The sequence below is a fragment of the Streptomyces vietnamensis genome, from assembly GCF_000830005.1.
GTDB lineage: Bacteria > Actinomycetota > Actinomycetes > Streptomycetales > Streptomycetaceae > Streptomyces > Streptomyces vietnamensis.
Window position 1 is genome coordinate 839,363 of record NZ_CP010407.1, and the last position, 23,856, is coordinate 863,218.

The 23,856-nt window shown below is 71.6% G+C and carries 23 protein-coding genes; 7 read left to right on the forward strand and 16 right to left on the reverse strand.

Going from position 1 to position 23,856, the window contains the following annotated elements; all coding sequences use genetic code 11:
* Positions 1-4 precede the first annotated feature (4 nt).
* From SVTN_RS03590 to SVTN_RS03620, 7 genes are all read right to left on the reverse strand, one after another.
* On the reverse strand, positions 5-1,780 hold the full coding sequence (locus SVTN_RS03590; RefSeq protein WP_041127766.1) for an ATP-binding cassette domain-containing protein: 1,776 nt from the start codon (positions 1,778-1,780) through the stop codon (positions 5-7).
* Positions 1,777-3,672 carry an ABC transporter ATP-binding protein gene (locus SVTN_RS03595; protein WP_063782237.1) on the reverse strand — a complete coding sequence of 632 codons (1,896 nt, stop codon included), beginning with the start codon at positions 3,670-3,672 and terminating at the stop codon, positions 1,777-1,779. The genes SVTN_RS03590 and SVTN_RS03595 overlap by 4 nt, the downstream gene beginning before the upstream one ends.
* An 11-nt stretch (positions 3,673-3,683) precedes the next feature.
* Complete coding sequence (locus SVTN_RS03600) at positions 3,684-3,917, reverse strand: hypothetical protein (protein WP_041127767.1); 234 nt, start codon at positions 3,915-3,917, stop codon at positions 3,684-3,686.
* 34 nt (positions 3,918-3,951) lie between these two features.
* On the reverse strand, positions 3,952-4,932 hold the full coding sequence (locus tag SVTN_RS03605; RefSeq protein WP_052498930.1) for an NAD(P)H-dependent flavin oxidoreductase: 981 nt from the start codon (positions 4,930-4,932) through the stop codon (positions 3,952-3,954).
* Positions 4,933-4,970: 38 nt separating this feature from the next.
* Positions 4,971-5,834, reverse strand: a complete 864-nt coding sequence (locus SVTN_RS03610; RefSeq protein WP_041127768.1) for a class-II aminoacyl-tRNA synthetase family protein — start codon at positions 5,832-5,834, stop codon at positions 4,971-4,973.
* Positions 5,835-5,986: 152 nt separating this feature from the next.
* Positions 5,987-6,859, reverse strand: coding sequence for a diiron oxygenase (locus tag SVTN_RS03615; RefSeq protein WP_041127769.1), 873 nt, complete (start codon positions 6,857-6,859; stop codon positions 5,987-5,989).
* A gap of 20 nt (positions 6,860-6,879) precedes the next feature.
* Entirely contained in the window at positions 6,880-8,550 is a 1,671-nt protein-coding gene (locus tag SVTN_RS03620) for a condensation domain-containing protein (RefSeq protein WP_041127770.1), read from the reverse strand.
* A gap of 559 nt (positions 8,551-9,109) precedes the next feature.
* On the opposite strand from SVTN_RS03620, the gene SVTN_RS03625 reads away from it, so the two are divergent.
* Entirely contained in the window at positions 9,110-9,685 is a 576-nt protein-coding gene (locus tag SVTN_RS03625; protein ID WP_041127771.1) for a pyridoxamine 5'-phosphate oxidase family protein, read from the forward strand.
* Positions 9,686-9,769: 84 nt separating this feature from the next.
* Here SVTN_RS03625 and SVTN_RS03630 read toward each other — a convergent pair whose 3' ends face one another.
* The 8 genes from SVTN_RS03630 to SVTN_RS03665 form a co-directional block, all read right to left on the reverse strand.
* On the reverse strand, positions 9,770-10,459 hold the full coding sequence (locus SVTN_RS03630) for a hypothetical protein (RefSeq protein ID WP_041127772.1): 690 nt from the start codon (positions 10,457-10,459) through the stop codon (positions 9,770-9,772).
* 327 nt (positions 10,460-10,786) lie between these two features.
* Positions 10,787-12,442, reverse strand: a complete 1,656-nt coding sequence (locus tag SVTN_RS03635; protein ID WP_041127773.1) for an ABC transporter substrate-binding protein — start codon at positions 12,440-12,442, stop codon at positions 10,787-10,789.
* A gap of 14 nt (positions 12,443-12,456) precedes the next feature.
* Complete coding sequence (locus tag SVTN_RS03640) at positions 12,457-13,263, reverse strand: ABC transporter ATP-binding protein (protein WP_041127774.1); 807 nt, start codon at positions 13,261-13,263, stop codon at positions 12,457-12,459.
* Entirely contained in the window at positions 13,260-14,282 is a 1,023-nt protein-coding gene (locus SVTN_RS03645; protein ID WP_041127775.1) for an ABC transporter ATP-binding protein, read from the reverse strand. Before SVTN_RS03645 ends, SVTN_RS03640 begins: the two co-directional genes overlap by 4 nt.
* A complete protein-coding gene (locus SVTN_RS03650) occupies positions 14,279-15,151 on the reverse strand; it encodes an ABC transporter permease (protein ID WP_041127776.1) in 873 nt (290 codons plus the stop codon). Before SVTN_RS03650 ends, SVTN_RS03645 begins: the two co-directional genes overlap by 4 nt.
* Positions 15,148-16,182, reverse strand: coding sequence for an ABC transporter permease (locus tag SVTN_RS03655; protein WP_245727432.1), 1,035 nt, complete (start codon positions 16,180-16,182; stop codon positions 15,148-15,150). The genes SVTN_RS03650 and SVTN_RS03655 overlap by 4 nt, the downstream gene beginning before the upstream one ends.
* The gene (locus SVTN_RS03660; RefSeq protein WP_041127777.1) at positions 16,179-17,825 is read right to left on the reverse strand and encodes an amidohydrolase; all 1,647 of its coding nucleotides are present in this window, start codon (positions 17,823-17,825) and stop codon (positions 16,179-16,181) included. The genes SVTN_RS03655 and SVTN_RS03660 overlap by 4 nt, the downstream gene beginning before the upstream one ends.
* A gap of 14 nt (positions 17,826-17,839) precedes the next feature.
* Positions 17,840-18,916, reverse strand: coding sequence for a C45 family autoproteolytic acyltransferase/hydrolase (locus SVTN_RS03665; protein ID WP_041127778.1), 1,077 nt, complete (start codon positions 18,914-18,916; stop codon positions 17,840-17,842).
* A gap of 124 nt (positions 18,917-19,040) precedes the next feature.
* Here SVTN_RS03665 and SVTN_RS03670 point away from each other — a divergent pair, with 124 nt between their 5' ends.
* Positions 19,041-20,069 carry a LacI family DNA-binding transcriptional regulator gene (locus SVTN_RS03670; protein ID WP_041127779.1) on the forward strand — a complete coding sequence of 343 codons (1,029 nt, stop codon included), beginning with the start codon at positions 19,041-19,043 and terminating at the stop codon, positions 20,067-20,069.
* Between the two features lie 159 nt (positions 20,070-20,228).
* On the opposite strand, the gene SVTN_RS03675 is transcribed toward SVTN_RS03670, so the two are convergent.
* Positions 20,229-20,882: a class I SAM-dependent methyltransferase gene (locus SVTN_RS03675; protein ID WP_041127780.1), complete on the reverse strand. Its 654-nt coding sequence runs from the start codon at positions 20,880-20,882 to the stop codon at positions 20,229-20,231.
* Positions 20,883-21,153: 271 nt separating this feature from the next.
* Between SVTN_RS03675 and SVTN_RS03680 the strand changes: the two genes are divergently transcribed.
* From SVTN_RS03680 to SVTN_RS03700, 5 genes are all read left to right on the forward strand, one after another.
* Positions 21,154-21,564, forward strand: coding sequence for a gas vesicle protein GvpO (locus tag SVTN_RS03680; protein ID WP_245727433.1), 411 nt, complete (start codon positions 21,154-21,156; stop codon positions 21,562-21,564).
* Positions 21,565-21,594: 30 nt separating this feature from the next.
* Entirely contained in the window at positions 21,595-22,062 is a 468-nt protein-coding gene (gene gvpJ, locus SVTN_RS03685; protein WP_041127781.1) for a gas vesicle protein GvpJ, read from the forward strand.
* Positions 22,063-22,064: 2 nt separating this feature from the next.
* Positions 22,065-22,778, forward strand: coding sequence for a GvpL/GvpF family gas vesicle protein (locus tag SVTN_RS03690; RefSeq protein ID WP_041127782.1), 714 nt, complete (start codon positions 22,065-22,067; stop codon positions 22,776-22,778).
* A 62-nt stretch (positions 22,779-22,840) separates the two neighbouring features.
* A complete protein-coding gene (locus SVTN_RS03695) occupies positions 22,841-23,083 on the forward strand; it encodes a gas vesicle protein GvpG (protein ID WP_342669706.1) in 243 nt (80 codons plus the stop codon).
* 78 nt (positions 23,084-23,161) lie between these two features.
* Positions 23,162-23,788, forward strand: a complete 627-nt coding sequence (locus SVTN_RS03700) for a hypothetical protein (RefSeq protein WP_052498931.1) — start codon at positions 23,162-23,164, stop codon at positions 23,786-23,788.
* Positions 23,789-23,856 lie beyond the last annotated feature (68 nt).

The following is a 23,856-nucleotide window of genomic DNA, read 5'->3' on the forward strand; positions in this document are numbered from 1 at the left end:
GGTGTCAGCGGTAGGCGCGGGCCTGGAGTTCGAAGAGTTCGCGGTACGTGCGCCGGTCGGCCATCAGTTCGGTGTGGCTGCCCGCCTCGAGGACCCGGCCGTGTTCGAGGACCACGATCAGGTCGGCCGAGCGCACGGTGGAGAAGCGGTGCGAGACGAACAGCGTGACCGCTCCCCGCTCGCGCGCGGCCTGTCCGGCGGAGTCGCCGAACCGTTCGAACAGTGCGGCCTCGGCGGCGGCGTCGAGGGCGGCCGCCGGTTCGTCGAGCAGCATGAGCAACGGCTCCGGCCGGACCAGGCAGCGGGCGAGACCGAGGGTCTGCCACTGGCCGCCGGAGAGTTCGGCGCCGTCGCCGTAGCTGCGGCCGACCAGCCCGTCCAGGCCGCCGGGCACCTGTTCGACGATCCGCTCGGCCCGGGCCCTGGCCAGCGCGGCGGTGAGTGCGGCGTCGTCGTGGAGCGCGGCGAGCGCACCGACCCCGACGTTCTCCCGCAGCAGCAGCTCCAGCCGGGCGAAGTCCTGGAAGAGCGGGGCGACCCGGGCGGACCACTGCTCGGCGGAGAGCTCCCGCAGGTCCACCCCGTCCACCAGGATCCGGCCGCTGGTGGGCCGGTAGAGCCCGCACAGCAGCTTGACCAGGGTGCTCTTGCCGGCGCCGTTCTCCCCGACCAGGGCGACGGTGGCGCCGGGCGGAAGCAGCAGGTCCACCCCGTCCAGTACCGGGCGGTCGCTGCCGGGGTAGCGGAACCCGACGGACTCGAAGCGGATGCCCCGTTCGAGGCGGGCCGGGACCGTCCCGTCGCCGCCGGGGCGGACCATGGCCGCCGACCGGCCGCGCAGTTCGGCCATCCGTTCCGCCATCCGTCCGGCCCCCTGGAGCACCGTGAGGAGTCCGAGCGCGCTGGCCACCTGGACGCTCACCTGCACGGCCAGGGTGATCACCAGGACCACGTCACCGGCGCCGGCCCGGCCGTCCACGGCCTGCCGGAGGACCAGCAGGACGGCGCCGCCGTAGGCGGCCGCGAAGACCAGCTGGCCCGCGGCGCGCAGCAGCGCTCCGCTCAGGTGGCCGCGCCGGAGCTCGGCGGTGGTGGCCTGCCAGGCGGTCCGGTGCCGGACGAGGAGTTCCTCCTCGGTGCCGCACAGGCGCAGCTCCTTGACCGCGGTGGCGGTGGTCCCGAGGGTGAGCAGGTGCCGGGTCAACCTGATCCGGGGGGCGGTCCGCTCCTTGGCCCGCTCCACCCGGTCCTGGGCCCGGCGGCCGAGCAGCACGGGGGCCACCGCGGCCAGCGGGAGCAGTACCAGCCACGGGTCGAGGGTGGCCAGGATGGCGGTGGTGACCACGGTCTGCACCGCCAGGCCGCCGAGTTGGAGCAGGGCCTCCAGGGCGGCCCGGGTGCGGGGCAGGTCCTCCCGGACGAGCACCAGGGTGTCGGCGAACTCCGGACTGTCGAAGGTCTCGAGGCCCTGGGTGCCGTTGGAGAGCTTCAGCAGTTCGGCCTGGAGCGCGGCCTCCTCCAGCTCGCCCAGCTCGAAGTAGAGCAGGTGGGCGAAGTGGCCGAGCATCAGCTCGGCGAGGAGCAGGGCGATCGCCGCCAGGGCGAGCCGGGCGGCGGTGCCGGGATCGTGGCCGAGCGCGGCGTCGGTGAAGCCGCGCAGCACCAGGGCCACGGCGGGGGTGGCCAGGTAGCCGGCGAGGAGCAGGGCCATGGCGCCGAACAGCCGTCCCCGGCTGCCGCGCAGGGCCATGCCGAGCAGCAGGGCAGCGGTGGATCTCATCCGGTCGCCTCCAGCAGGGTGTCGTCCTCGGCCCGGTCCGCGAACCTGCGGGCCTGCAGGTGGAACAGCTCGGCGTACCGGCCGCCGGCCGCCAGCAGTTCGTCGTGGCTGCCCTGTTCGGCCACCCGGCCGTCTTCGAGGACCACGATCCGGTCGGCCCGCCGGACGGTGGAGAAGCGGTGCGAGATGATCACGCTGGTCAGTCCGGCGGTGGTGGTGAGGAAGCGGTCGAAGAAGTCGACCTCGGCCCGGACGTCGAGCTGGGCGGTGGGCTCGTCCAGGATCAGCAGCTCGGCCCCGGCCTCGACCGCGTACAGCGCCCGGGCCAGCGCGAGGCGCTGCCACTGGCCGCCGGAGAGGTCCTGGCCGCCCTCGTACTGGCCGCTGAGCACGGTGTCGAGGCCGTCCGGCAGCGCGTCCACCACCTCCCGGGCCCCGGCCCGGTCGACCGCGCGCTCGACCGCGGCCGCGGCCTCGGCGCCGTGGAGCCGGCCCGGGGCGCCGAGCACGATGTTGTCGCGGGCGGTCAGCTCGTACCGTACGTAGTCCTGGAAGATCGCCGCGATCCGGCGCTGCCAGGCCTTCCGCCGGCCACCGGTCGGCTCGACGCCGCCGACCGTGATCCGGCCGCCGACCGGGGTGTAGAGGCCGGTGAGGAGTTTGACCAGGGTGGTCTTGCCGGCGCCGTTGAAGCCCACCACGGCGGTGGAGGTGCCGGCCGGTATCTCCAGGTCCAGGCCGCGCAGCACGGGCCGCCCGGCCTCGCCGTAGTGGAAGTCGACCTGCTCGAAGCGGACCGTCCCGGTCGGCTCCGGCCCCTCGCCGCCCTCGGGCGGTGCGGCCGGTCCCGAGACCAGCTGCTCGAACTCCAGCATCGAGTGGTACGCCTGGACGCCGAACTGGGTCTGGGTGTCGCTCTCCGGGAAGTACACGCCGAACCGCATCGGGATCAGCACCGCCTGGACGGCGAGCGCGAGACCGAGCAGGCTCAGCCGCCCTTCGCCGGCGGCCCCGGCCAGGATCAGGAACACCCCGGCGCCGCCGGCGAGACCGGCCAGCGTGAAGCCGACGAACGGCCAGAACAGGATGCGCCGCCGCCCCTCCCACAGCCGGTCGAGGTAGGCCCGGCTCTCCGCGTCGTGCCGCCGGACGAACCAGCCGATCAGGCCGAGCACCCGGATCTCCTTGGCCATCGCCGGGCCGGAGGCGGCCGTGCGCAGGTACGCCAGTTCGCGGCGGTTGTCCGCCAGCCCCTTCCACAGCCCGGCGAACCGGCCGAGGGAACCGCGCTGGCCGAACCGGATGACCAGCGCGGTCACCCCGGCGAGCAGCCCGGCGACCGGGCCGAGGGCCAGGCCCACCAGGGCGACGGCCCCGGCCAGTTGGGCGTAGCGGGCGAGCAGCGAGAGGGTGCCGGCCACCGCGTCGCCGGGGGTGGAGGTGACCCGGTCGAAGGCGGTCCGGGTGTCGCTCAGCAGGTTCAGCGTCCGCTGCTCCTCCAGCGCGGCCAGCGGGGCCTCGGTGACCGAGCGGGCCATCAGGCGGCGGACGCAGTAGCCGTCCACGCGGCGGGCTATCAGCTCGCTCAGTACTTTCTGGAAGGGGGCCAGCACCTGCTGGAGCACGAACGCGCCCAGGGCCAGTGCGAACGCCTCGGCGACCCCGTTCCAGCCGGCTCCCTCGGCGCCCAGCGCGTCCGGGAGCCGGTCCAGGGCGAGGCTGGTGCCGTAGACGAAGCCGAGCGGGAGCAGGCCGAGTGCGGCGTTGAACAGGACGGTGAGCGTGACGGTCGGCAGTCCGGCCCGGGGCAGCAGCCGGAGCACCGGCAGCCAGCGGTGGGCCCGCCGGCCGAGGAAGCCGCTCGACGCGGGTCCCGACGGGGGTGTGGTCAACTCCGGTCCCCTCAGGCGGCCGTGGCCGGGGCGAAGCCGCGCTCGATCAGGGCCAGGGTGCGGAAGTCGTCCACCGTCACCTGGTCGAGGTCGACCGGGCGGCCGGAGACCTGTTCCAGCAGGTAGATGAACTCCAGGAAGTCGAGGGAGCTGATCAGTCGGGCCTCGATCAGGTCGGTGTCGGGCAGGAGCTCCTGGTCGAGCTCGGGGTTCTTCTGCCGGATCCACTCGACGATGCGCTGCATGGTGTTCCTCCGTTGACGGGGTGTTGAGGTGGGGTCAGTACTGGGCGTCCGCGCGCAGGCGGGCCAGCAGCTCGGCGGCGGGCCGCACCGCGCGGACGGCCCCGCAGCCGGTGCCGGCGTAGTGGGCCAGGTGGCCGATCTCGCCGGTGGTCCGGACGGTCGGGGCGGTGGCCGCGCCGCGTACCACGGGGTGGCGGACGCCGTCCTCGGTCAGCCAGGCGACCACCGCCCTCGGCGGCGGGTCGGCCGCCGAGGTGACCGGTCCGGCGAGGACCCGGTGCGGGCGACCGGGCCAGCCGAGGCCGAACCGGTCGGTGACGAGGGTGTCCTCGGCCCGGGCCGCGGCCAGGGCGCGCTGGTAGTCGGGGTGGGCGTCGGACTCTGCGGCCGCCACGAACAGCGTGCCGATCAGCGCGCCGTGCGCACCGGCCGCCGCCGCCTCGCGCAGCCGACGGCCGTCGGCCACCCCGCCCGCCACCAGCAGCGGCAGGTACGGACCGTCCGCACGGACCCGGGCGAGCAGGTCGCGGGTGGTCGTCCCGCCCAGGTGGCGGCCACCGGCGGCCACCCCTTGCAGGGCGAGCACGTCGGCGCCGAGCCGGGCGGCGGCGGCCGCCTCGGCGGCGCTGCCGACCTGGACGAGCAGCAGGTGCCCGGCGGCCCGGACGGCGGCGGCCGCGTCGGCCGGCGGGAGCCCGAAGCTGTTCACCACCAGCGGCCGGTCGGCCGCTCCGAGGGCGGCGGCGAGCTGTCCGGCCAGCCGGGGGCCCATCAGTTCGGGCACCAGGCCGACCGCGTACCGGCGCCGGGTGCGCCGTGCGGTCTCCCGGACCAGCCGGGCCACCTGCCCGGGTGCCGAGCGGTAGCAGGCGACGGTGCCGAGGCCGCCGGCCTCGCTGACCGCGGCGGCCAGCGCGGGCCCGGCCACCCCGCCCATCCCGGCCTGCACCACCGGGAAGTCCACGCCGAGTGCGCGGGCCCCGATGGCCAGCCGGGCGGCGGGCGCCCGGCTCATCGATCCGGGCGCTCGGCTCACCGCTCCGGCGGCCCCGCTCACCGCTCCGGGTGCTCGGCCCGCACGGTGCGCACCCGCTCGAGGGCGCGGTCGGCGTCGCCGTGGGCGAGGAGCATGGCGTGCACCCAGCGCTCGACCCCGAAGGCCGTGCAGGCGCTGTGCGCGGTGGCTCCGGCCGAGGTGAGCGCGAGGCGCTCGCCGAAGAAGTTGCGGTGCCGGTTGACCGAGGCGATCGCGGTGCCGTCCGGCGCGGTGAACTCGTACTTCACGGGGTCGAGCCGGGTGAGCCTGGCCCGCGAGCCGTCCTTGTCGAAGAAGGGGTCGTTGGCCGGTTCGAAGCCGAGCTCCAGGCCGAGCCGCCCGGCCAGGCCGAGGATCAGCTCCTTGGAACGGTCGAGGTGTTCACGGGCGCCCTCCTGGGTGCCGACGTAGAGCACCTCGCGCATGTGGAAGCCCCAGAGCCGGCGCAGGCCCTCGTAGTGGGTCTCGTTGCGGAAGCACCGGCCCACGGCGGTCAGCCGCAGGCCCTCGCCGACCTCGGCGCCCTCGAGGGAGAGCAGCAGGCCGTAGCAGGTGGCGGAGGGCAGCATGTAGCCGGTGGCCGGGGTGGCGTCGGCGGGCAGCTGCCCCACGTCGGTGCCGGAGGACAGCGCGGTCACCGCGGCGTCGTCGAACCGGGCGGCCGCGATGCCCAGGTGCGGGAAGTTGCGGAAGTAGTCGAGCCGGGCCAGTGCCTGGGCGGGCAGCAGCGGCGGGCCGAGCACCGGCTGGCCGGAGAGCTCGTCGGCGATCGTGGTGAACAGCTGGTCGAGCTCCTGGAAGAGCCGGGCCCGGTCCGGGTCGAGGACCACCAGGCCGGGGCCGGGGTCGCGCAGGGTGGGGGTGGGAAGCGTCGTGGTCATGGTGTACGGGTCTCCTGACGGCGGGTCGGCGAGCGGGAGGCGCGGTCTCGGGACGGCAGGTCGGCGAGCGAGGGGCGCGGTCTCAGGACGGCAGGTCGGCGAGTGAGAGGCGCGGTCTCAGAACGGCAGGTCGGCGAGCGGGCAGCGCGGTCTCAGGCGAGGACGCCGATCCGGCGGTAGAAGCTGTAGGTGCGGCCGGCGATCTTCGCGTGTGCCTCGGCCCGGGACGGGTGGGCCAGTACCCGGGCCCGGAAGCCCAGCGGGTCGGGGACGCCGGCCGAGCGGTACGCCTCCACGCTGTAGAGCTGCTGGAGCGTCAGGTCGATGTACCCCTGGACGTACTCGGCCGCGGCCGTCAGCTCCTTCTGGTCGCCGTTGGCGAGCAGCCGGTCGTGGAAGGCCCGCACCAGCTGGCAGCCGAAGGCGATGTGCCGGGACTCGTCCTGGTGGTGGATGCGGTTGATCGCCCGGATCGTCTCGGGCAGCGAGTCGTCCGCCGCCATCCTGGCGTTGAAGTGGTCGACGATCTGCTCGAAGATCAGGATCCGGCTGAAGACGATGAAGTTCTCGAACTCCGCGGACAGTTCCGCTCCGCGCGGGAAGGCCATGGTCAGGTCCGGGAAGATCCGGCCGCCGTAGCGCAGGCAGAACTCTGCGAAGAACCACATGTGCTCGTTCTCCTCCCCCACGAAGTGGTGGAAGAAGCGGGTCGGCACCTCGAAGCCCGGCTGGTGGATGCGGTTGACCACCTCCAGGATCAGTTCCCGGATGCCGTGCACGTTCAGGCTGTAGAAGTTGACGCTCTCCCACCTGCCGAGCTCGCGCAGCTGGTCCTCGGTCAGTTCCTCCGCCAGGCCGGTGCCGTGCAGGCTGAGCAGCTCGTCGCTCATCCACTTGGCGCCCGGCTCGATCGCCTCGGGCCAGTCGAAGGTCTTGTAGGGGTTGTAGTACTCGTTCTCGGCGGCTTCGGTGAGCCGCTCGACCGCGGCCTCGACCTCACGGTCCCAGAGCAGGGCGGACGACATGCGCGAGTTCCTCTCGGTGGTCAGCGACCGGTGCCCTCGGCGAGCAGGTCACCGTCGGGGGTACGGATGCGGTAGTGGTGCGGGGCGATGACGTCGGTCCGGCCGGCCAGGGCGGCCACCACGGCACGGTGCAGGGCGGCCGGATCGGCGGTGGCGGCCTCGGGCTCGACCTCGACCTCGGCGAGCAGACGGGGGGCGTCCTGCCCCTCCTCCGCGACGGTGACCGTCGCCTTGCCGCCGGCGGCCCGGGCCACCAGCTCGACGACGGCGGTCCGGTCGAACCAGCAGGCGTCGAGGAAGGTCCAGCCTTCGGGCCGGGCCACCGCCTCGGCCGCCTCCCGCACGTCCACCGCGCCGTGCACGCTCTCCACCAGCAGGTGCTCCATCGCGAGCAGCAGCCGCTCGATCACCGGCCGGGGCAGGAAGGCGGTGTCCGCCATCAGGTAGAGGTGCAGGGTGTCCGGCGCGTAGGTGGCGTGGACGAAGTACTTGGCGTCCTGCCGGGGCCAGGCCCCGATGAACTCGACCGTGCTGCGCCGGGCCAGCTCGCGGAGCTGCTCCGGTGATCCGTCGGTCTCCGGCAGGGCCTCCCAACGGTCCTTCATCCGCACGTCGTTGAAGAAGGAGGAGAGGTCGAGCGCCACGCCGCGGTCGTGCTGCACCTCGGTGTGCACCTGGTCCATCGACGGCGGGTGGTACTCGCCGTAGCGGTAGGCGGACATGCTCGGCAGGAAGCAGCGGCGGACGGCTTCCTCGAAGGTGCCGCCGGCCAGGCCGAGGACGAACAGGGCGTTCTCGGTCTGCGCCCCCAGCATGTCGCGCAGCCGGGGTTCGTTCCGGTTGCCCGCGATCAGCTGGAGCACGGCGGTGTCGTGCCCGGAGTGGGCGGCGATCACCGCGGCGGCGGCGGTGAGCAGCACGGTGCTGGTGCTCACCTCGCAGCGGGTGGCGAGCGCCTCGGCCGCCACCGCGGCGGCCGGGGAGTCGAGGCGCAGCCGGACGAACCGCTCCGGGTCCTCCTGCTCCTCGACGCCGGGCCGCCGCGGGAAGTCGAAGTGCGAGCGTGGCACCTGGGTGAGCGTGCGCCGCCAGTGGTCGAGCGAGGCCCGGCCGCGGGCCGCGCCCTCGCCCTCCTGCTGGAACCGTGCCTGGTCGAGCGGGAACCAGTCCACCGGGTCGAGCCGGCCGCCGGCGAACAGTTCGGTCAACTCCCTTTCGAGGACGCGGATGCCGAAGAAGTCGGTGGTCTGGTGGGAGATCACCAGGAGCAGCCAGGCCGGCCCGCCGTCGTGTTCGAGGACCGCGTACCGCATGCCGAATTCGGCCGCGTGGTCGAACGACCGATTGGCCAACGCCTGGGCCTGCTCAAGTGCTTGAGCATGCGTCAGGTCTCCTCCGGCAGGACGCACGTCCACCGACACCTCGCCCTCGCCGTGGACCCGCTGGCTCGGACCCCGGGGACCGTCGGCGAAGGTGGTGCGCAGTGCCTCGTGCCGGTGGACCAGCGCGCTGATGACGGCCACCACCTGCTCGGTGGTGTGGCCGGCCGGTACGGGGATCGCCCGGGGGATGTTGAAGTAGTGGTCGTCCGGGCCCAGCCACTTGATGGACTTCCAGATGGCGTGCTGCCCCCAGGTGAGGGGCGTGGCTCCGGAGCGGAGACCGTGGAAACGTACTCCTTCTGTACGCACGTGCTGTTCGGATGAATTCGGCATCGGCACCTCGTATGGACACGACGAATTCCCCTCCCGGGCGGTGGACCCGGGAGGCGTGGGGAGTTTCGGGAATGAATCGTGGAGCAGTGCGAGAGACTTCCGGTGCGGAGTCGCAACGGCCTTTATGAGGCCCGTACGGCACGACTCGAAGGCACCTTCGACCACAGGGTCCGCTTCCCTGCCGGCGGACGGTCGAGTTTCACGGAAATCGCCGAGCAGCCCCCGTTGGATGATCAGCTTCCAGCGAGCAAGCTAGCAAGCCCCTCACGGCTTTGTCTAGACCAATCTGGAGTCGCCGATCATCCCTGATCAGCCATCCCTCGCCCCGATCAAGCGAACTGACGTCTCATCATCCGAACACTTCCCGAGATCCCTTGCCCCGCCGCCGGAGCGACTGGCAGGCTGACCCGGCCGACCACGGGGGCGGCGCCGAGTCGTGCGCACAGCACCTGCGGCATCCCTTTCCGCGGAATGGCACACCCTTCTCCCCAGCCATTCCCGGCCTTTTCAGCAGGCCGCGCGGAGGACGAATCCCATGGGCAAGGTATACGAACAGATCGATTCCGACCTGCGTGCGTTCATCGAGAAACAGCCGATGTTCTTCGTGGCCACCGCACCGGCCGAGGGCGGCCGGGTCAACGTCTCCCCCAAGGGCTACTCCGACACCTTCGCCGTCCTCGACGAGCGCACCGTGGCCTACCTCGACCTCGACGGCAGCGGCATCGAGACGGTCGCCCATCTGCGCGAGAACGGCCGGATCACCGTGATGTTCTGCAGCTTCGACCGGCGCGCGCTGATCCTTCGGCTCTACGGCACCGGCCGCGTGGTCACCCCGCACGACGCCGAATTCCCGGACCTGCTCGCCCGGTTCGGCCCCCACCCCGGGGTGCGCTCGGTCATCGTCGTCGACTGCGAGCGGATCTCCGACTCCTGCGGCTGGGGCGTCCCCCGGATGTCCCTCGACGAGGAGCGCAGCACGCTCGACCGCTGGGCCGTGCGGCAGGACGTCCAGAAGACGCGCGACTACCGGGCCAAGCACAACCGCACCAGCATCGACGGCATCCCCGGCCTCGCCGCGGGCGAGACCGACCCGGCGACGGTCCACTCCTGAGCGGGGCCGGGTGGCGCCGCCGTACCTTGTGCCCGACGGGGCGTCGGGCACAAGGTACGGCGGCGGGAGCCGAACGAATACAGGTCAGGGCTTGCACTTGAGCGTGAACGTCATGGTGTCCGAGGCGTCGCCCGCCACCACGCTCGCAAACACCTTCGGAGCGGGGGCGGTGGCCGCCGCGCGCGGGGCGGACTTCGCCACGAATGTCGTCTCGGTGGTGGGGGCCGTGAACTTCACCACGGGGTTGCTCGACTTGGTGGAGGAACTCCACCTGACCGTTGTGTCCCCGGTTCCGGTCCCGGTGAGCGTGGCCTTGAACGTGACGCTCTGCGCCACGGAACAGTCGACGTCCACGGCGGGCGTGGTCGACGCGCTCGTGATGTCCACATCCGAAATGTGGACGGGTGTGACGCGGGCCGGCTTGGTGCAGTTGACCGACTGCTGGTTCTTGTTCTTCTTTCCCCCGCCGAACTCCACGTGGTACGTACCCTTCTTGACGTCCTGTTCGGTGAACGCGCCCTGCTGGTCGACGGCGGTGTTGATGTTCTCCGCACCTACAATCTTCACCTTCTGGTTCGGCGTGAACCCGGTGAGGATGATGTCGTACTCACTGGCGCTCGAGCCGTTCTCCAGCTTGCAGGCCGGAGCCAGCGGAGCCGCTGCCGGCGCGTCGGAGACCTGTTCGGCCGAGGCGGCGTGGGCCAGGGCCGGGGCCAGGGCCACCGAGGCGACCGCGAGGGGCGTGAGGAGTGTGTAGCGAAGGTGCCGGTTCATGCGTTTCCCTCCTTGCCGGGAAAGCACTGCTGGTGAGGACGAACAAGGATCCCGGTGGAGTGCGGTCCGTAGTCGCGGCGCCCTGTGGCGAGCTGGCGGGGAGGGCGGAGAAGGCGACCAGGGCGCCCGGTCCACGCCGCGCCCGTTCCACCCGCGCGACGGGCTCTTTCCTGGTTCGCTCTGTGCCATGGATGTGTCCTTCCTTCAGGCTAGCGCCGAGGGAGGGAGGAAGCACGCCGAACCGGCCACGGAGGGCCGCCGCAGGCCGTGACCGTCCCCTCTCGGGACGGCCACGGCGGACGAAACTCCTACGACGGTCGAGAGGGGCTACTTGCCCGTTCCTCCCAGGTGCGCCGCCCACGGGTAGTAGACGTAGTCGAACGCCGCCGGCGCGCCGGTGATCCTGTTGCCGAGCCACACGTCGTTCGTCAGCTGGATGCCGGAGAACATCGGGGTCGTCTCGTCGTGCAGCTTCTTCTCCATCCGCACGACCAGCCCGGCGCGGGTCTTGTCGTCCTTCTCGGCGACCGCCTTCGCGTAGAGGTCGTCGATGCCGCTGTAGCCCGACTGGTTGAAGGAGCCGCCGGACACCGCGGTGATGCCCAGCCAGTCGAGCGGGTTGGGGATGTTCGGCCAGAACTGCGTGTACAGCAGGTCGGTGTCGCCGCGCGTCGCCGGGTCGTACAGGTAGTTCGAGTAGCCGGTCGCGGGGACGACGTTCAGCTTGAAGTTCAGGCCGATCCTGTCGGCCGCGTCCTTGATTCCGACGCCGAGCTGCTGCGTCTCCGCCTGCTGCGGAACGACGAGGCTGATCTGCTTCGCCTTCACGTCGGCCGGAACGCCGGCGAGCAGCTTCTTCGCCTCCTCGAGCTTCGGGGTGCCGTCGGTCCTGACCGAGTCGGCGTACGTGGTCAGCTCGTCCTTCGCGAAGCCGTAGACGGCCGGGACGGTCTGCAGCGAGGCGGGGGTGCCCTCACCGCCGTAGACCTGCTTGCCGATGCCCTTCCAGTCGATGGCCGTCTGGAGCGCCTTGCGCACGTCGGCGTTGCCCATCGCGCCCTTCGTGTTCGCGACGACGAGCGTGACGGCGAGCGGCGCGGGACCCGAGTGGAGCTTGCCCGCCGGGGATGCCTTCAGCTGCGCCAGCGCGGCCGTCGGCGGCTGGTACGTTCCGTCGATCTGGCCGGAGAGCAGGCCGGAGGTGATCGCGGAGTCGTCGGTCAGGAAGGTGAAGTCGATGTTCTTCACCTTCAGCGGCAGCTCCTTGTTCCAGTAGCCGTCGTAGCGGCTCGCGCTGATCGACTGACCCCGCGTCCACTTGGCGAACTTGTAGGGGCCGGTGCACATGACGCCGACGTCGGGCGTGCCGACCTTCTTGCCGTGCTGCTCGTAGAACTTCTTCTGGACGACGACACCGGCGTAGCTCGCCAGTTCGTCGTTGAAGAGGTGGTCGGGCTGCTTGAGCCTGACGGTCACCTCCGCGGCGCCCGTCTTCGCGATCGAGGCGACGTTCCGGTACAGGTAGCCGTAGAAGCCCGTCCTGTCCGTCAGGTTGTGGTTCATGCTCCACACGACGTCGTCGGCGGTCATCGGCGAGCCGTCCCAGAAGGTGACGCCGTCGCGGAGCTCGTAGACCCAGGTCTTCGGGTCGGGGTTCGTGTACGAGGTCGCCAGATTGGGCTTGATCCTGAAGTCGGGCGTCTGGACGAACAGGGTCTCGCACATGTTCGAGTTGATCATGTTCGGCGTGTAGTCGGCCGCGTGGAAGGGGTCGACGGTCTGCGGCTCGCCCTGGAAGACGTTCCAGGTGATCTTGTCCACCGAGCCCTTGCCCTGCGGCGTGAAGGTGGTCAGCGCGTCGGAGGACTCGGTGCCCCCGGTGCCGGTGGTGCCGCCTCCTCCGGAGCAGCCGGACAGTACGAGGGCGCTGGTGACGACGACGGCGAGTGCGACTGTCCGTCTGCGCGGGCGGGGTGCGTTCATGGCGCGACTCCTGGTCAGTGTCGGGCGGTGAGGGTTTCGGGGTCCCATCCGGTGCGCGGGACGCTGTCGCGCAGCAGGCGGGTGTAGGGGTGCGAGGGGTTGTCGAGCACGTCGGCGGTGGGCCCTTGCTCGACGACGGCGCCATGACGCATGACGATCGTGTCGTCGGTGACCTGGCGGATGACGGCGAGATCGTGGCTGATGAACAGGTAGCTCACGCCACGCTCGCGCCGGATGTCCGAGAGCAGATTGAGGATCTGCGCCTGGATCGAGACGTCCAGGGCGGACACGGCCTCGTCGAGGATGAGGACGTCCGGATCCGCGGCGAGCGCGCGGGCGATGGCGACGCGCTGGCGCTGCCCTCCGGACAGTGCCCTCGGCAGTGCCGCGAGCTGCCGGTCGTCGAGTCCGACGAGCCCGGCGAGTTCGCTCACCCGCTTCCTGGTCTCCTCGCGGCCGAGCCGGGCGTGCACGCCGACGACTTCCGCGAGGCAGTCGCCGACGCGCTGGCGGCGGTCGAGCGAGGTGTACGGATCCTGGAAGACGATCTGGACGTCCCGGCCCCGCCGGCGGCGGCTGCGGGCGGAACGCGCCGGCCGGGTGCGGTCCTCGCCCCGGACCGTGATGCGGCCGCCGGAGGGACGCTCGAGGCCGATGATCATCCGGGCCGTGGTCGTCTTGCCGGAGCCTGACTCGCCGACGATGCCGAGGGACCCGCCCGGGGCCAGGGAGAAGCTCACGTCGGCGACCGCGGTCGCCCGGGCACGCCCCTGACCGAACGTCTTGGTCAGGTGCTCGACCACGAGCAGGGGTTCGGTCATCGCTGGACCTCCTCGTTCGAAGCGGTGACGGCGGGCGCCGGCGGCGTCATCCGGCCGTGCAGCCCGGGCATCCGGACGCACCGGGTCCGTCCCTCGCCGATCTGCAGCAGGGGCGGCACCCCCGCCGTGCACTCTTCCTCGGCGAAGCGGCAGCGCGGGGCGAACGCGCAGCCGTCCGGCGCCTCGTACGCGGTGGTGGGGTGACCGGCGATGGCGGGCAGCCGCTCGACGCGCCGGTCGATCTCGGGGCGCGCCTGCACCAGTGCGGCGGTGTAGGGGTGGAGCGGGTCCTCGTGCAGTCGCCTCGACGTCTGACGCTCCATCACCTGGCCCGCGTACAGGACGATCGTCTCGTCGCACACGGCGCCGGCGAGCTCCAGGTCGTGCGTGATGAAGAGCATCGCCATGCCGTACTCGCGCTGCATGCGCCGCAGGATCGCCATCACCTCCGCCTGGGTGGTGACGTCGAGCGCGGTCGTCGGCTCGTCCGCGAGGATGAGCCGGGGGCGTGCGGCGACCGCGGCGGCGATCATGACGCGCTGCAGGAGACCGCCGGAGAGCTCGTGCGGATACTGCCGCAGCCGGCGCTCCGGGTCCGGGATCCCGACCTCGGCGAGCAGTTCCTGCGCGCGCTTGCGGGCGGCGGCCTTCGGCATCCTGTCGTTGACGCGCATCGCCTCGGTGAGGAAGTCGCCGATCGTGCGGACGGGGTTGGTGTGGGCCCGGGCGTCCTGGAAGATCATCGCGACGTCCTCGGCCCGGTAGGACCGCAGGGCCTCGGCGCGCAGGTCGAACACGTCGGCGCCGTCGAAGCGGACACCGCCCCGTACGTCGGCGCCGTCGGGGAGCAGGCGCGCGAGGGTGCGCACCGTCATCGACTTGCCGGAGCCGGACTCGCCGACCAGGCCGAGCGTGCTGCCGCGGTCGAGCGAGAACGAGACGTCGCGCAGCACGGTGCGCGGCTCGCCCGCGACCGGCAACCGGACCGTCAGGCCCTCGACTTCGAGAAGTGCGTTCACGAGCGTGCCTCCCAGCGCTCCGTGAGCCGGTCGCCGAGCACGTTGACGGCTCCGACCGTGAGGACGACGAGCGCGCCGGCGTACAGCGCTTCCTGCGGGTGCTGCTGGAGCACCCCGGCCATGCCGGTGCCGACCATCGCGCCCCAGTCCGAGGTCGGCGGCTGCACCCCGAGGCCGATGAAGGAGAGACCGGCGAGGTCCATGAGCGCGAACCCGAAGGCGAGGGTGGCGTTGGCGACGATCAGCCCGCTCACGTTGGGCAGGATGTGCCCGAGCGCGATCCGCAGCCCGTGCACGCCCTGGACCCGCAGCGCCGCGATGTAGGGCAGGTTCCGCTCCCGCAGCGCCGCGCTGCGCACGATCCGTGCGATGTACGGGACGTAGGCGACGGACAGCGCCACGACGGCGGCCGGCAGACCGGAGCCGAACAGGGCGGTCGCGAGGATGGCGAGGAGCAGACCGGGGAAGGCGAACACGGCGTCGACGACGCGCACCACCATCTGGTCGAACCAGCCGCCGAACCACACGGCCGCGAGCGCGAGGACCGTCCCGAGGAGCGTCGAGAGCGTCACGACGAGGAACGGTCCGATCAGCGCGGTGCGCGAGCCGGTGACGAGCCGGGAGAGCAGATCGCGTCCGCTCGCGTCGGTGCCCAGCAGATGCGCACCGCTCGAACCCTGGTACGCGCCGGAGAGGTCGACGGCGTTCGGGGCCTGGGGCGAGACGACCGGCGCGAGCAGGGCGCAGACGGCGACGAGCCCGAGGAGCCCGAGCGCGACCCAGCCGGACAGGCCGATGCCCCGGGTGCCGCGTGCGCGCCGGCCGGCCTTGCGGGCTCCGATGCGGCGAACCGCCGCTGTTGCGCTCATGAGTCCTTCTTCCCGATCGACACGCGCGGGTCGAGCAGTGTGTAGGCGATGTCGATGAGGGTGTTCAGCACGATGAAGGCGGTGACGTACACCAGGCAGATCGCCTGGACGACGGGGAAGTCCTTCTGCTGGACCGATCCGACGAGGAACTGGCCGAGTCCGCCGAGCTGGAAGACCTGTTCCACGACGACGCTTCCGGCGATCAGGCCCGCGATCGTGAGCCCGGCGACGGTGAGCACCGGCATCGCGGCGTTGCGCATCACGTGCCGGCGCACGACGGTCCGGCGGGGCAGGCCGCGGCTGATCGCCGTCTGCACGTGATCGGCGGAAAGCTCCGCACGGACCGCGGTCTGGGCGAGGCGTGCGACGAACGCGACGGACGCGAGCGCGAGGGCGAGCGACGGGAGAACCAGGTGGTGGATCCGGTCGAATCCGCCGCTGCCGGCGCCGAACACCGGGAACCACTCCAGCTGGACGGCGAAGACGACGATCAGCACGACCGCGCCGACGAAGGTGGGCACCGCCATGACGCCCGTCGCGCCGGCCATGGCCGACCGGGACAGCCGGCCGGGCTTGAGGCCGGCGAGCGTGCCGATGAGCAGACCGAGTACGAGGACGATCGCCGCGGCCATGACGACGAGCAGCGTGGTCACCGAGGTGCGGCTGCCGACCAGCGAGGACACCGGCTGGTTGTAGATGATCGAGGTGCCGAGGTCGCCGTGCAGCACGCCGCCCAGCCACCTCAGGTACTGCTGCCCGACGGAGTCGTCGAGGTGGTACTCGGTCTTGATCGAGGCGATGGCCTCGGGGCTCATCGTGCGACCGTGCGTGAGATAGGTGAGGGGGCTGCCCGGTGCGGCGTAGAGCGCTCCGAAGACGACCAGGCTCGCGATGAGCAGGGTCGCCACCAGCCCCGCGACGCGCACGGCGACGAACCGCACGATCGCCCCGACGGGCCGCTTCTTCGGCTTCGTCTCCCCCGGCTCCGTCTCCTCCGACGGCACGGGCGCCGTCATGATCACGTCGCTCATCGGTTCGCCTCCGGCTGTGCGTGATGGACGACGCGGCCGCCCACGACCGTCCGCAGCACGCGCGTGTCGAGCAGTTCCTCGAGCGGCCGGGCGAAGATGTCCCGGTCGAGCACGATGAAGTCGGCGTAGAGCCCTTCGGCGATCCGTCCGTGCAGGTGCTCGGAGCGGCTGGCCCAGGCGGCGTCGCGCGTGGCGTGCACGACGGCGTCCGCCAGCGGCAGGGCGTAGTGCGCGAGGTTGGCGGGCAGCGACGGGTCGAGGGCCGAGCGCCGGGTCGCCGCGATGAACATGTTGGGCAGCGGGGCGTGCGGCGAGGCCGGCGAGTCGGTGCCGAGTACGAGGGTGGCTCCGGCGTCGGTCATCTCGGGCCACGGGAAGCCCCGGTCGACCCGCTCGTCGCCGAGCACGCGTCGCCAGTTGTCCTGTAGGGCGGGATCGGCGTGCACGGGCTGCATGCTCGCCGTGATGCCGAGGGCCGCCAGGCGGTCGATGTCCGCGGCGTCGACGACTTCGAGGTGCTCGATGCGGTGGCGGCGCTCCTTGGGGCCGTTGACCGTGACGGCGTGCTCGACGGCGCCGATCGCGACGCGGGTCGCCTCGTCGCCGATGGCGTGCATGGCCACCTGCAGGCCGGCCGCGTCCGCCGCGGCCACCACGGGGGCGAGTTCGGCGAGGCTCCAGATCGGGTCGGCGTTCGTGCCGTCCGCGTAGGGCTTGCCGAGGGACGCGGTGCACCCGTCGACGGTGCCGTCGACCATGACCTTGATGCCGGTCACGCGCAGGAACGGGGTCGAGTGGTGCGCGGCGAGTTCGACGACGCGCTCCACCTGGGCGAGGTTCTTCGCCTCGTCGCCGGTGGGCTGGACCCGCCAGAACGCGCCGATGCGGGTGGTGAGGGCTCCCGCCGCGTCGGCGCGGCGCATCGCCGCGTAGTCGTCCTCGCCCAGCGCCATGTCGGTCGAGCCGACGATCCCGGACTCGGCGTACGCCGCGAGGGCGACCGCGAGGGCCTCGTCGCGGTCGGCGTCGGTGGTGAAGCCGTCGAGCACCGGCCACACGAGGTGGTGCATGGCGGTCTCGTCGACCAGGCCGGTGGCCGCGCCCCGCTCGTCGCGGTGGACGGTGCCGCCGGGCGGCGAGGCGGTGGCGTCGTCGATGCCGACCTCGTCGAGTGCCGCCGTGTTCAGCCAGATCGAGTGGAAGTCGTAGGCCTGCGCGTAGACGGGCCGGTCGGCGACGACGGCGTCGAGCATGCCGCGGTCGGGGGCGCCGCCCGGGATGTCGCCGTGTTTCCATCCGGTGGCGAGCACGCGGGGTGCGTCCGGGTTCTCGCGCGCCCACTCGCCGATGCGGCGCTGGATCTCCTCCACCGAGTCGGCGGCCCAGAGGTCGACCCGGGCCGCGGCCTCGCCGGTGCCGATCACGTGGGCGTGGCCGTCGACGAATCCGGGCAGGACGGTCGCGCCGTCGAGGTCGTGGACCTGGGCTTCCGCTCCGGCCACCCGGGCCGCGGTGGCCTCGTCGCCGACGTAGGCGAGCCGGTCGCCCACCACCACGAGGGACTCGGCCCAGGTGCGCCGGTCGGAGGTGAAGACGCGGGCGTTGCGGTAGAGGTGGGCGGGCTTGGTCACGTCGTTGTCCATCGGGTTCCTCTTCCTCAGAACTGGTCGAGCCCTTCGCGGGCCGCGGTGTCGGGGTTGCCGGCCCGGTATTCGAGGGCGAAGCCGGGAAGGTCGAGAGACGCGGTGAGCAACGTGCCCCACTGCTCGTGGCCCGGCTGGGACGCGTCGGCGTGGACGCACACCACCGCGGCGGCGCCGTCGCCGCCGCAGAAGGCGGCCGCGCGCTCCGGCGCGGAGCGTCCGGTCATGCCGCCGCGTACGGCGCGGGCGTGCTCGTACCGCTCGACCGACGCCGTTTCCGGGGTGCCGGCGTCGCCGTCGGCGAGGCCGGCGTCGAGGAAGTGGTTGGTGTGGACGACCCAGCCGTCGGTGTCGGGCCGCACCACGGCGAAACCGGAGGGCGACATCTCGATGGACGCCGCCGCGGCCCGGCCGTCGCGGTAGGTGGCGACGGTCAGCACGGTGGACGCGCTCACCTTCGCGGAGGCGATGATGTCGCGGGCCTCCGCCACCGTCGTCGCCTCCTCGAGGACGCGACGCGCGACGGCGTGGACGGGCACGCCGCCGGTGGCGCGGTCGGAGCGGTGCCTCAGGATGTTGAAGTGCAGGCCGAGGCCGGCGTCGTTCACCCCGATCTTCGCGGCCGTGCCGAACTCGGTGAAGAGCTTCACCCGGCGTCGCGTTCCGGTGACGAGCGACAGCAGGAGACCGTCCGGCGTGAGCGAGTCGTGCCAGTCCCACGTCTGGATCGTCTCGGGCGGGCCGCCGGCGGGCGGTGCGTACACGGCGGTCGTGCACTCGCCCTTCCCGGGCGCGGGCGCGGCGGCGAGCACTTCGGTCCGCGCGCCGACCGCGGCCACCTGCCAGGGCTCGATTCCCGAGGCCTCGGCGATGCCGTCGGACTCCTCGGCCAGGCCCGGGTACCAGGCGCGCAAGGCCTCGTGGCTGTGGGCGGCGATGTCGCGGACGGTCGTCTCCAGAACGCCCAGGATCTTGAAATGCGCCAGGTAGCGGGCGCTGACGTCACGTACCTGGTCGGCGTGTCGCGTGCCGATCTCGCGGCCGCGATCGTGGGGGTCGGTGCTGGTCGAGCGCAGTATGTGCAGCTTCATGTTGCTGTGAGACCTTTGCCTTGTGAGGCCCACCACAGGGCGGGACGGGCGACACGCTAGGTAGGTAAAACGTTTAATACAACGGTCTTCCTCGCGTCGTTTTCCGCTTTCCCCGGAGGTCTCCGTGGCTCGGTCGAAGGGCGTCACCATCCGCGACGTCGCGCAGCGCGCGGGCGTCTCCGTCGCGGCGGTCTCGATGGCGCTCAACGGCACCGGGACGCTGAGCGCGGCCACGCGGCTGCGCGTCCGGGCCGTCGCCGAGGAGATGGACTACCAGGCCGACGCCCTCGCGCGCGGCCTGCGACGGTCGTCGGTCGGGGCGATCGGACTCGTCATGCGCTCACTCGACTCGCTGGGCGAGTACGCGCCGCGGGGCGTCGACGTGTTCTCCCGCTACATCGGCGCCGTCTCGGCGCAGGCGATGGACCGCGGACTCAGCGTGATGCTCGTGCCCGACCTGACCAAGCGCCCGACACCCCCGCTGGCGCTGTCGCTCGACGGCTACATCGTGACGATGCCGCACGTGGACGATCCGGTCGTCGAGCTCCTCGAACGGCGCGAGATCCCGTACGTGACGCTGGGCCGCGATCCCGACCGCCCGGAATTCACCGACTGGGCCACCGAGGACGAGCAGCTGAGCTTCCGGCGCATCTACGAGCACTTCGCCGCGAACGGCGCCCGGTCGATCGCGCTGGTGCGCGGAACCGACCCCAACGCGTGGAACATCGACAGCGAGGCGACGTACCGTGCGTGGTGCGAGAGTGCCGGGATCACCCCGCGCGTCTACCGGTCGGCCGAGCGCGCCGGCGAACGCGGCGGCGAGAGCGTCGCGCACACGATCGTCGACGACGGGGTCCCGGATGCGATCCTGTGCCACACCGGCCGCCAGGCGGCCGGGGTACTGGTGGGCCTCACGGCTCGCGGCGTCGCCGTGCCCGACCGGACGATGCTCGCCGCGGCTTCCGACTCCGAGCACACCCGGCACAGCCGCCCCGCGATCTCGGCGGTCGAACTCCACGCCGTGGAAACGACGTTGGCCCTCCTCGACCTCCTCCAAGCCCGCATCGCGGGCGAACCGAGCGCGGGCCCGGTCCTGACGACCTCCCGCTTCCGCATCCGCGCCTCCTCCCGCCGCACCCACCCGAGCGCCTGACGGCCGCCCGGGCGGGGACGGGCCCCGGGCCGGCACCGCCCGAGGGGGACGGCTCGCCGCCCGTTCGCCCGGCCGCACCGATCCCTTCGGCAAGAGCGTCGCGGGACCGAGCGGGTCCGTCCGTCCGATCGGCGCGGGAAGGCGGGACGGCGCGACGGGTCAGGGCGTTTCGGGCTTGCGGGCCAGGAGGCAGGCGTGCGGTCTGTTCGCGCGTCCGCCGGGCTCCTGTTCCAGCCGCGCGGTGACCACGAGTCCGGCCTGCTCCAGCAGACCGGCCATGCGGTCCAGGGGCAGGAGGTACGACTCGTAGGACACCGGACGGCCGTAGCCGTGGGTCGGCCGCAGCGGCTCGTCGCCGACGTAGTCCCCCCAGAGCAGACGGCCGCCGGGCGCGAGCGTGCGGTGGAACTCGGCGAACACGTCCGGCAGCCACCGCGGGGGCGTGTGATGGGTGGAATACCAGGCCAGGATGCCGCCGAGCTCGCCGTCCCCCGTCTCCAGCGCGGTCATCGAGCCCTCGGTGAACCGCAGGCCCGGATGGGCGCGCCGGGCCAGCCCGACCATCCTCGGCGACAGATCGACGCCGAAGACGGACACTCCGAGACCGGCCAGGTGCGCCGTCACCCGTCCGGGGCCGCACCCAAGGTCCGCGACCGGCCCCAGAGCGGCCGTCCGCACCAGTTCGGCGAACCCCGCCGGCATCGCGCGTGACAGCGGGTGCATCGCGGACGGCGGCGGGACGCGTTCGACGTAATCGGCGGCGACCGTGCCGTACGACTCGCGGACGGCGGTCAGAAAGGAGGGCTCGGCCATGCGGGCGACCCTGGACCGGGCAACCGACGGGCCACGGTACGGCTTTCAGTCGACCTGCGCGGCATCCACCGCTGCCGACACCGGCATCAGATGTCAGACATTGGGTATCGGTGTTCGTTATTCGTTTACGGCCCGGCTCCCCACATTCAGAAGCATGCCGAGTAATCGAATGCCCACATCCAGTCACCCCGGCCCCTCGTGGTGACCCTCGAACGTACGGGATATGGTGGAATGTGAACTTGTGCGTAAAGCTGCCAGGCCCACTGGGGCGGTGATCCTCACGAATGACACCGACAGACACAAGAAGGACGACCCCGAAGAGTCGGAGCCCGATACCGACAGCGGTTCCGAGACCGAGGCGGAGGTCGATTCCGACCCGGAGCCGGAAACGGAGGATGATTCTTCCGAAACGGTCGACCGCGTACCCCCTGCGGAGGCGATGCGCAACGCCGTCGAGCAGCTCACCGAACTACTGGGACGGAGTCCCGAAGCCGTATCGTCCCTGAAGCCGACGGAGAACGGATGGACGGCGCAGGTCGAAGTCGTCGAGATCGAGAGGATTCCGGAGACCACCAGCGTTCTGGCAAGTTACGAGGTTGCGCTCAGCGCGGATGGGCAGTTGCTGGGGTACGAACGCGGCAAGCGATATACGCGTGCTCAAGTCGACCAGGGCGACAGATGACCATGCCGCTCCTCTCCTTTGGAGGAGAACGTGTCTGTAGTGCAACAGGGCGGAGCGCAGCCCGGACAAGCCGGTGGAACAGGAAATCTCTACGACGTACTGGAGCTGATACTCGATCGCGGGTTGGTCATCGACGCCTTCGTCCGGGTTTCCCTCGTCGGAATCGAGATCGCGAAGATCGACGCCCGCGTAGTGGTGGCAAGCGTCGATACCTACCTCCGCTTCGCCGAGGCGTGCAACCGCCTCGACCTGGAAAGCGGCAGGAAAGCCCCCGCTCAGCTCACCGACGTGGTGGAGAAGACCACCGAGGGCGGGTCCAAGGGCAAGGCCAAGGGCGCACTGACCGGAGCGGTGGAGGCCTTCACGGAATCCCTCACCGGTCGGGGCGAGGAAGAGCGGGAGAAGCAGCCTCGCCGCCGCAGTGAGAAGCATGATGACGAACAGCCCCGCAGCCGCGAGCGCGGCTCGACGCGGCGTTCCTCCGAGGAGGGCGAGTGACGATGACTCTGTACGTCTATGCCGTCACGAAGTCGTCGCACCCCCTCCGCCTCGATGATCTGCCCTCGGTCGGGGACGGCGAGTCACCCGTGCGGGCAGTACGCGGGGACTCACTCTGCGCCGTCGTGAGCGAGGCACCGGAGGACATCAAGGTGAACCGCCCCGATGTGGAGGCGCATCACGCGGTGCAAGAGCGGTTGTGGGAGGACGGAGCCACGCTGCCGTTGGGTTTCGGCTTCGTGGCCGAGGACGAGGACGCCGTCCGCGCCGTGCTCGAAGGAGGAGCCGAAGGCTTCACGAAGTCCCTCGAAACGCTCGCCGATCGCGTGGAGTTCAACGTCAAGGGGGTCCAGGAGGAGGAAGCCGTCCTGCGGCAGGTCGTCGAGGAGTCGGAGCGGATCCGGCAACTCAACGAGGTCACACGTGGCGGCGGCGGCACCTACGACGAGCGACTCGAACTCGGCAGACTGCTCCACGACGAGGTGCAGGCCCGGCAGACGGCACTCGCCGAATCCGTTCTCGCCGCACTGAGGCCGCATGCCCATGCGGAGCAGCTGACGGAGCCGTCACAGCAGTACTTCCTGAACGCCTCGTTCCTGGTCGACCGGGAGAAGGGCGAGGAATTCACGCAGGCTGCCCAGGACATGTCCGACGAGCTGCCCGAGGGAGTGGAGGTCCGCGTCCGTGGGCCGCTTCCTCCGTACAGCTTCGTCTGACGGGGCGGGAAGAACCGCCGGAGCAACCGCAGGGAGAGACCGTGGGTTTGGTGACGGAGATCGTGGCACTGCCTGTCGCCCCGTTCCGAGGGATCGCCTGGGTGCTGGACAAAGTGGTGCGCGCTGCCGAGCAGGAGTACTACGACCCCGGCCCCGTCCAGGAGGCGCTTGCCGACCTCGAACGGAAACGGCAGGAGGGCCACGTCGACGAGGAGGAGTTCGAGCAGCGGGAACAGGCGCTCCTGCAGCGCCTTGAGGAGATCCGGATCTACCGGCTCTCCCAAGCCGGGCCGGACGGTACGTAGCCGACGCCCCGGGGGCCGACGGGCCCGACCTTCCGGAACGGGACAGAGGCGGGCTGAGGCGAGGAGAGAAGCATCATCATGAACGCCAAGATCGGCACCGCTCTGATCGGCGGGTATCTGCTGGGACGCACGAAGAAGGGGAAGCTCGCGCTCTCCCTCGCGATGGCGATGGCCGGGTCGCGGATCAAGCCCGGGCAGCTCGGGAAGTCGATCGCGCACTCTCCGCTCCTCAGCAGTGTGAACCAGCAGGTCCGCGGCGAACTCGTGACTGCGGGCAAGGCGGCAGCCACCACCGTGCTCAACGCCAAGGCGGAGCACTTGGCCGACGCCCTGCACGACCGGACCGAAGGCCTGCGCAGCGGGAAGCAGGACACTGACGAGGAGGAGCGTCCCGAGCGCGCGAAGGACGCGAGTGACGAACCGGACGACGAGCCTGCGGAATCGGAGGAGCCTGAGGAATCGGCGGACGGCGAGGAAGACACGGACGAGGTGAGTCCGGCCGACGACGACGAGAGCGACGCCGGGGACGAGGAAGAAGAGGAAAAGCCCCGTGCGCGGCGCACGACGTCCCGCTCCGGCTCCCGCGCCGCCCCGGCGGCGAAGAAGTCAACAGGGACGACGAAGCGATCGACGCGCAAGGCGTCCACGTCCGGAGCATCCAGGAGCACCCGCTCCGGCAGTACCGGGAGGCGGGACGATGGCTGACAAGAAGGCTTCGGGGCAGGGATCGAAAGGCGGCACGGACACCACCCGCGCATCCGGCGCATCCGGAG

Coding starts and splice junctions, on each gene's coding strand:
- SVTN_RS03590 (WP_041127766.1), bottom strand. CDS start 1,780: ATGAGATCCACCGCTGCCCTGCTGCTCGGCATGGCCCTGCGCGGCAGC.
- SVTN_RS03600 (WP_041127767.1), bottom strand. CDS start 3,917: ATGCAGCGCATCGTCGAGTGGATCCGGCAGAAGAACCCCGAGCTCGAC.
- SVTN_RS03605 (WP_052498930.1), bottom strand. CDS start 4,932: ATGAGCCGGGCGCCCGCCGCCCGGCTGGCCATCGGGGCCCGCGCACTC.
- SVTN_RS03610 (WP_041127768.1), bottom strand. CDS start 5,834: ATGACCACGACGCTTCCCACCCCCACCCTGCGCGACCCCGGCCCCGGC.
- SVTN_RS03615 (WP_041127769.1), bottom strand. CDS start 6,859: ATGTCGTCCGCCCTGCTCTGGGACCGTGAGGTCGAGGCCGCGGTCGAG.
- SVTN_RS03625 (WP_041127771.1), top strand. CDS start 9,110: ATGGGCAAGGTATACGAACAGATCGATTCCGACCTGCGTGCGTTCATC.
- SVTN_RS03630 (WP_041127772.1), bottom strand. CDS start 10,459: ATGAACCGGCACCTTCGCTACACACTCCTCACGCCCCTCGCGGTCGCC.
- SVTN_RS03635 (WP_041127773.1), bottom strand. CDS start 12,442: ATGAACGCACCCCGCCCGCGCAGACGGACAGTCGCACTCGCCGTCGTC.
- SVTN_RS03640 (WP_041127774.1), bottom strand. CDS start 13,263: ATGACCGAACCCCTGCTCGTGGTCGAGCACCTGACCAAGACGTTCGGT.
- SVTN_RS03650 (WP_041127776.1), bottom strand. CDS start 15,151: ATGAGCGCAACAGCGGCGGTTCGCCGCATCGGAGCCCGCAAGGCCGGC.
- SVTN_RS03655 (WP_245727432.1), bottom strand. CDS start 16,182: ATGAGCGACGTGATCATGACGGCGCCCGTGCCGTCGGAGGAGACGGAG.
- SVTN_RS03660 (WP_041127777.1), bottom strand. CDS start 17,825: ATGGACAACGACGTGACCAAGCCCGCCCACCTCTACCGCAACGCCCGC.
- SVTN_RS03665 (WP_041127778.1), bottom strand. CDS start 18,916: ATGAAGCTGCACATACTGCGCTCGACCAGCACCGACCCCCACGATCGC.
- SVTN_RS03675 (WP_041127780.1), bottom strand. CDS start 20,882: ATGGCCGAGCCCTCCTTTCTGACCGCCGTCCGCGAGTCGTACGGCACG.
- SVTN_RS03690 (WP_041127782.1), top strand. CDS start 22,065: ATGACTCTGTACGTCTATGCCGTCACGAAGTCGTCGCACCCCCTCCGC.
- SVTN_RS03700 (WP_052498931.1), top strand. CDS start 23,162: ATGAACGCCAAGATCGGCACCGCTCTGATCGGCGGGTATCTGCTGGGA.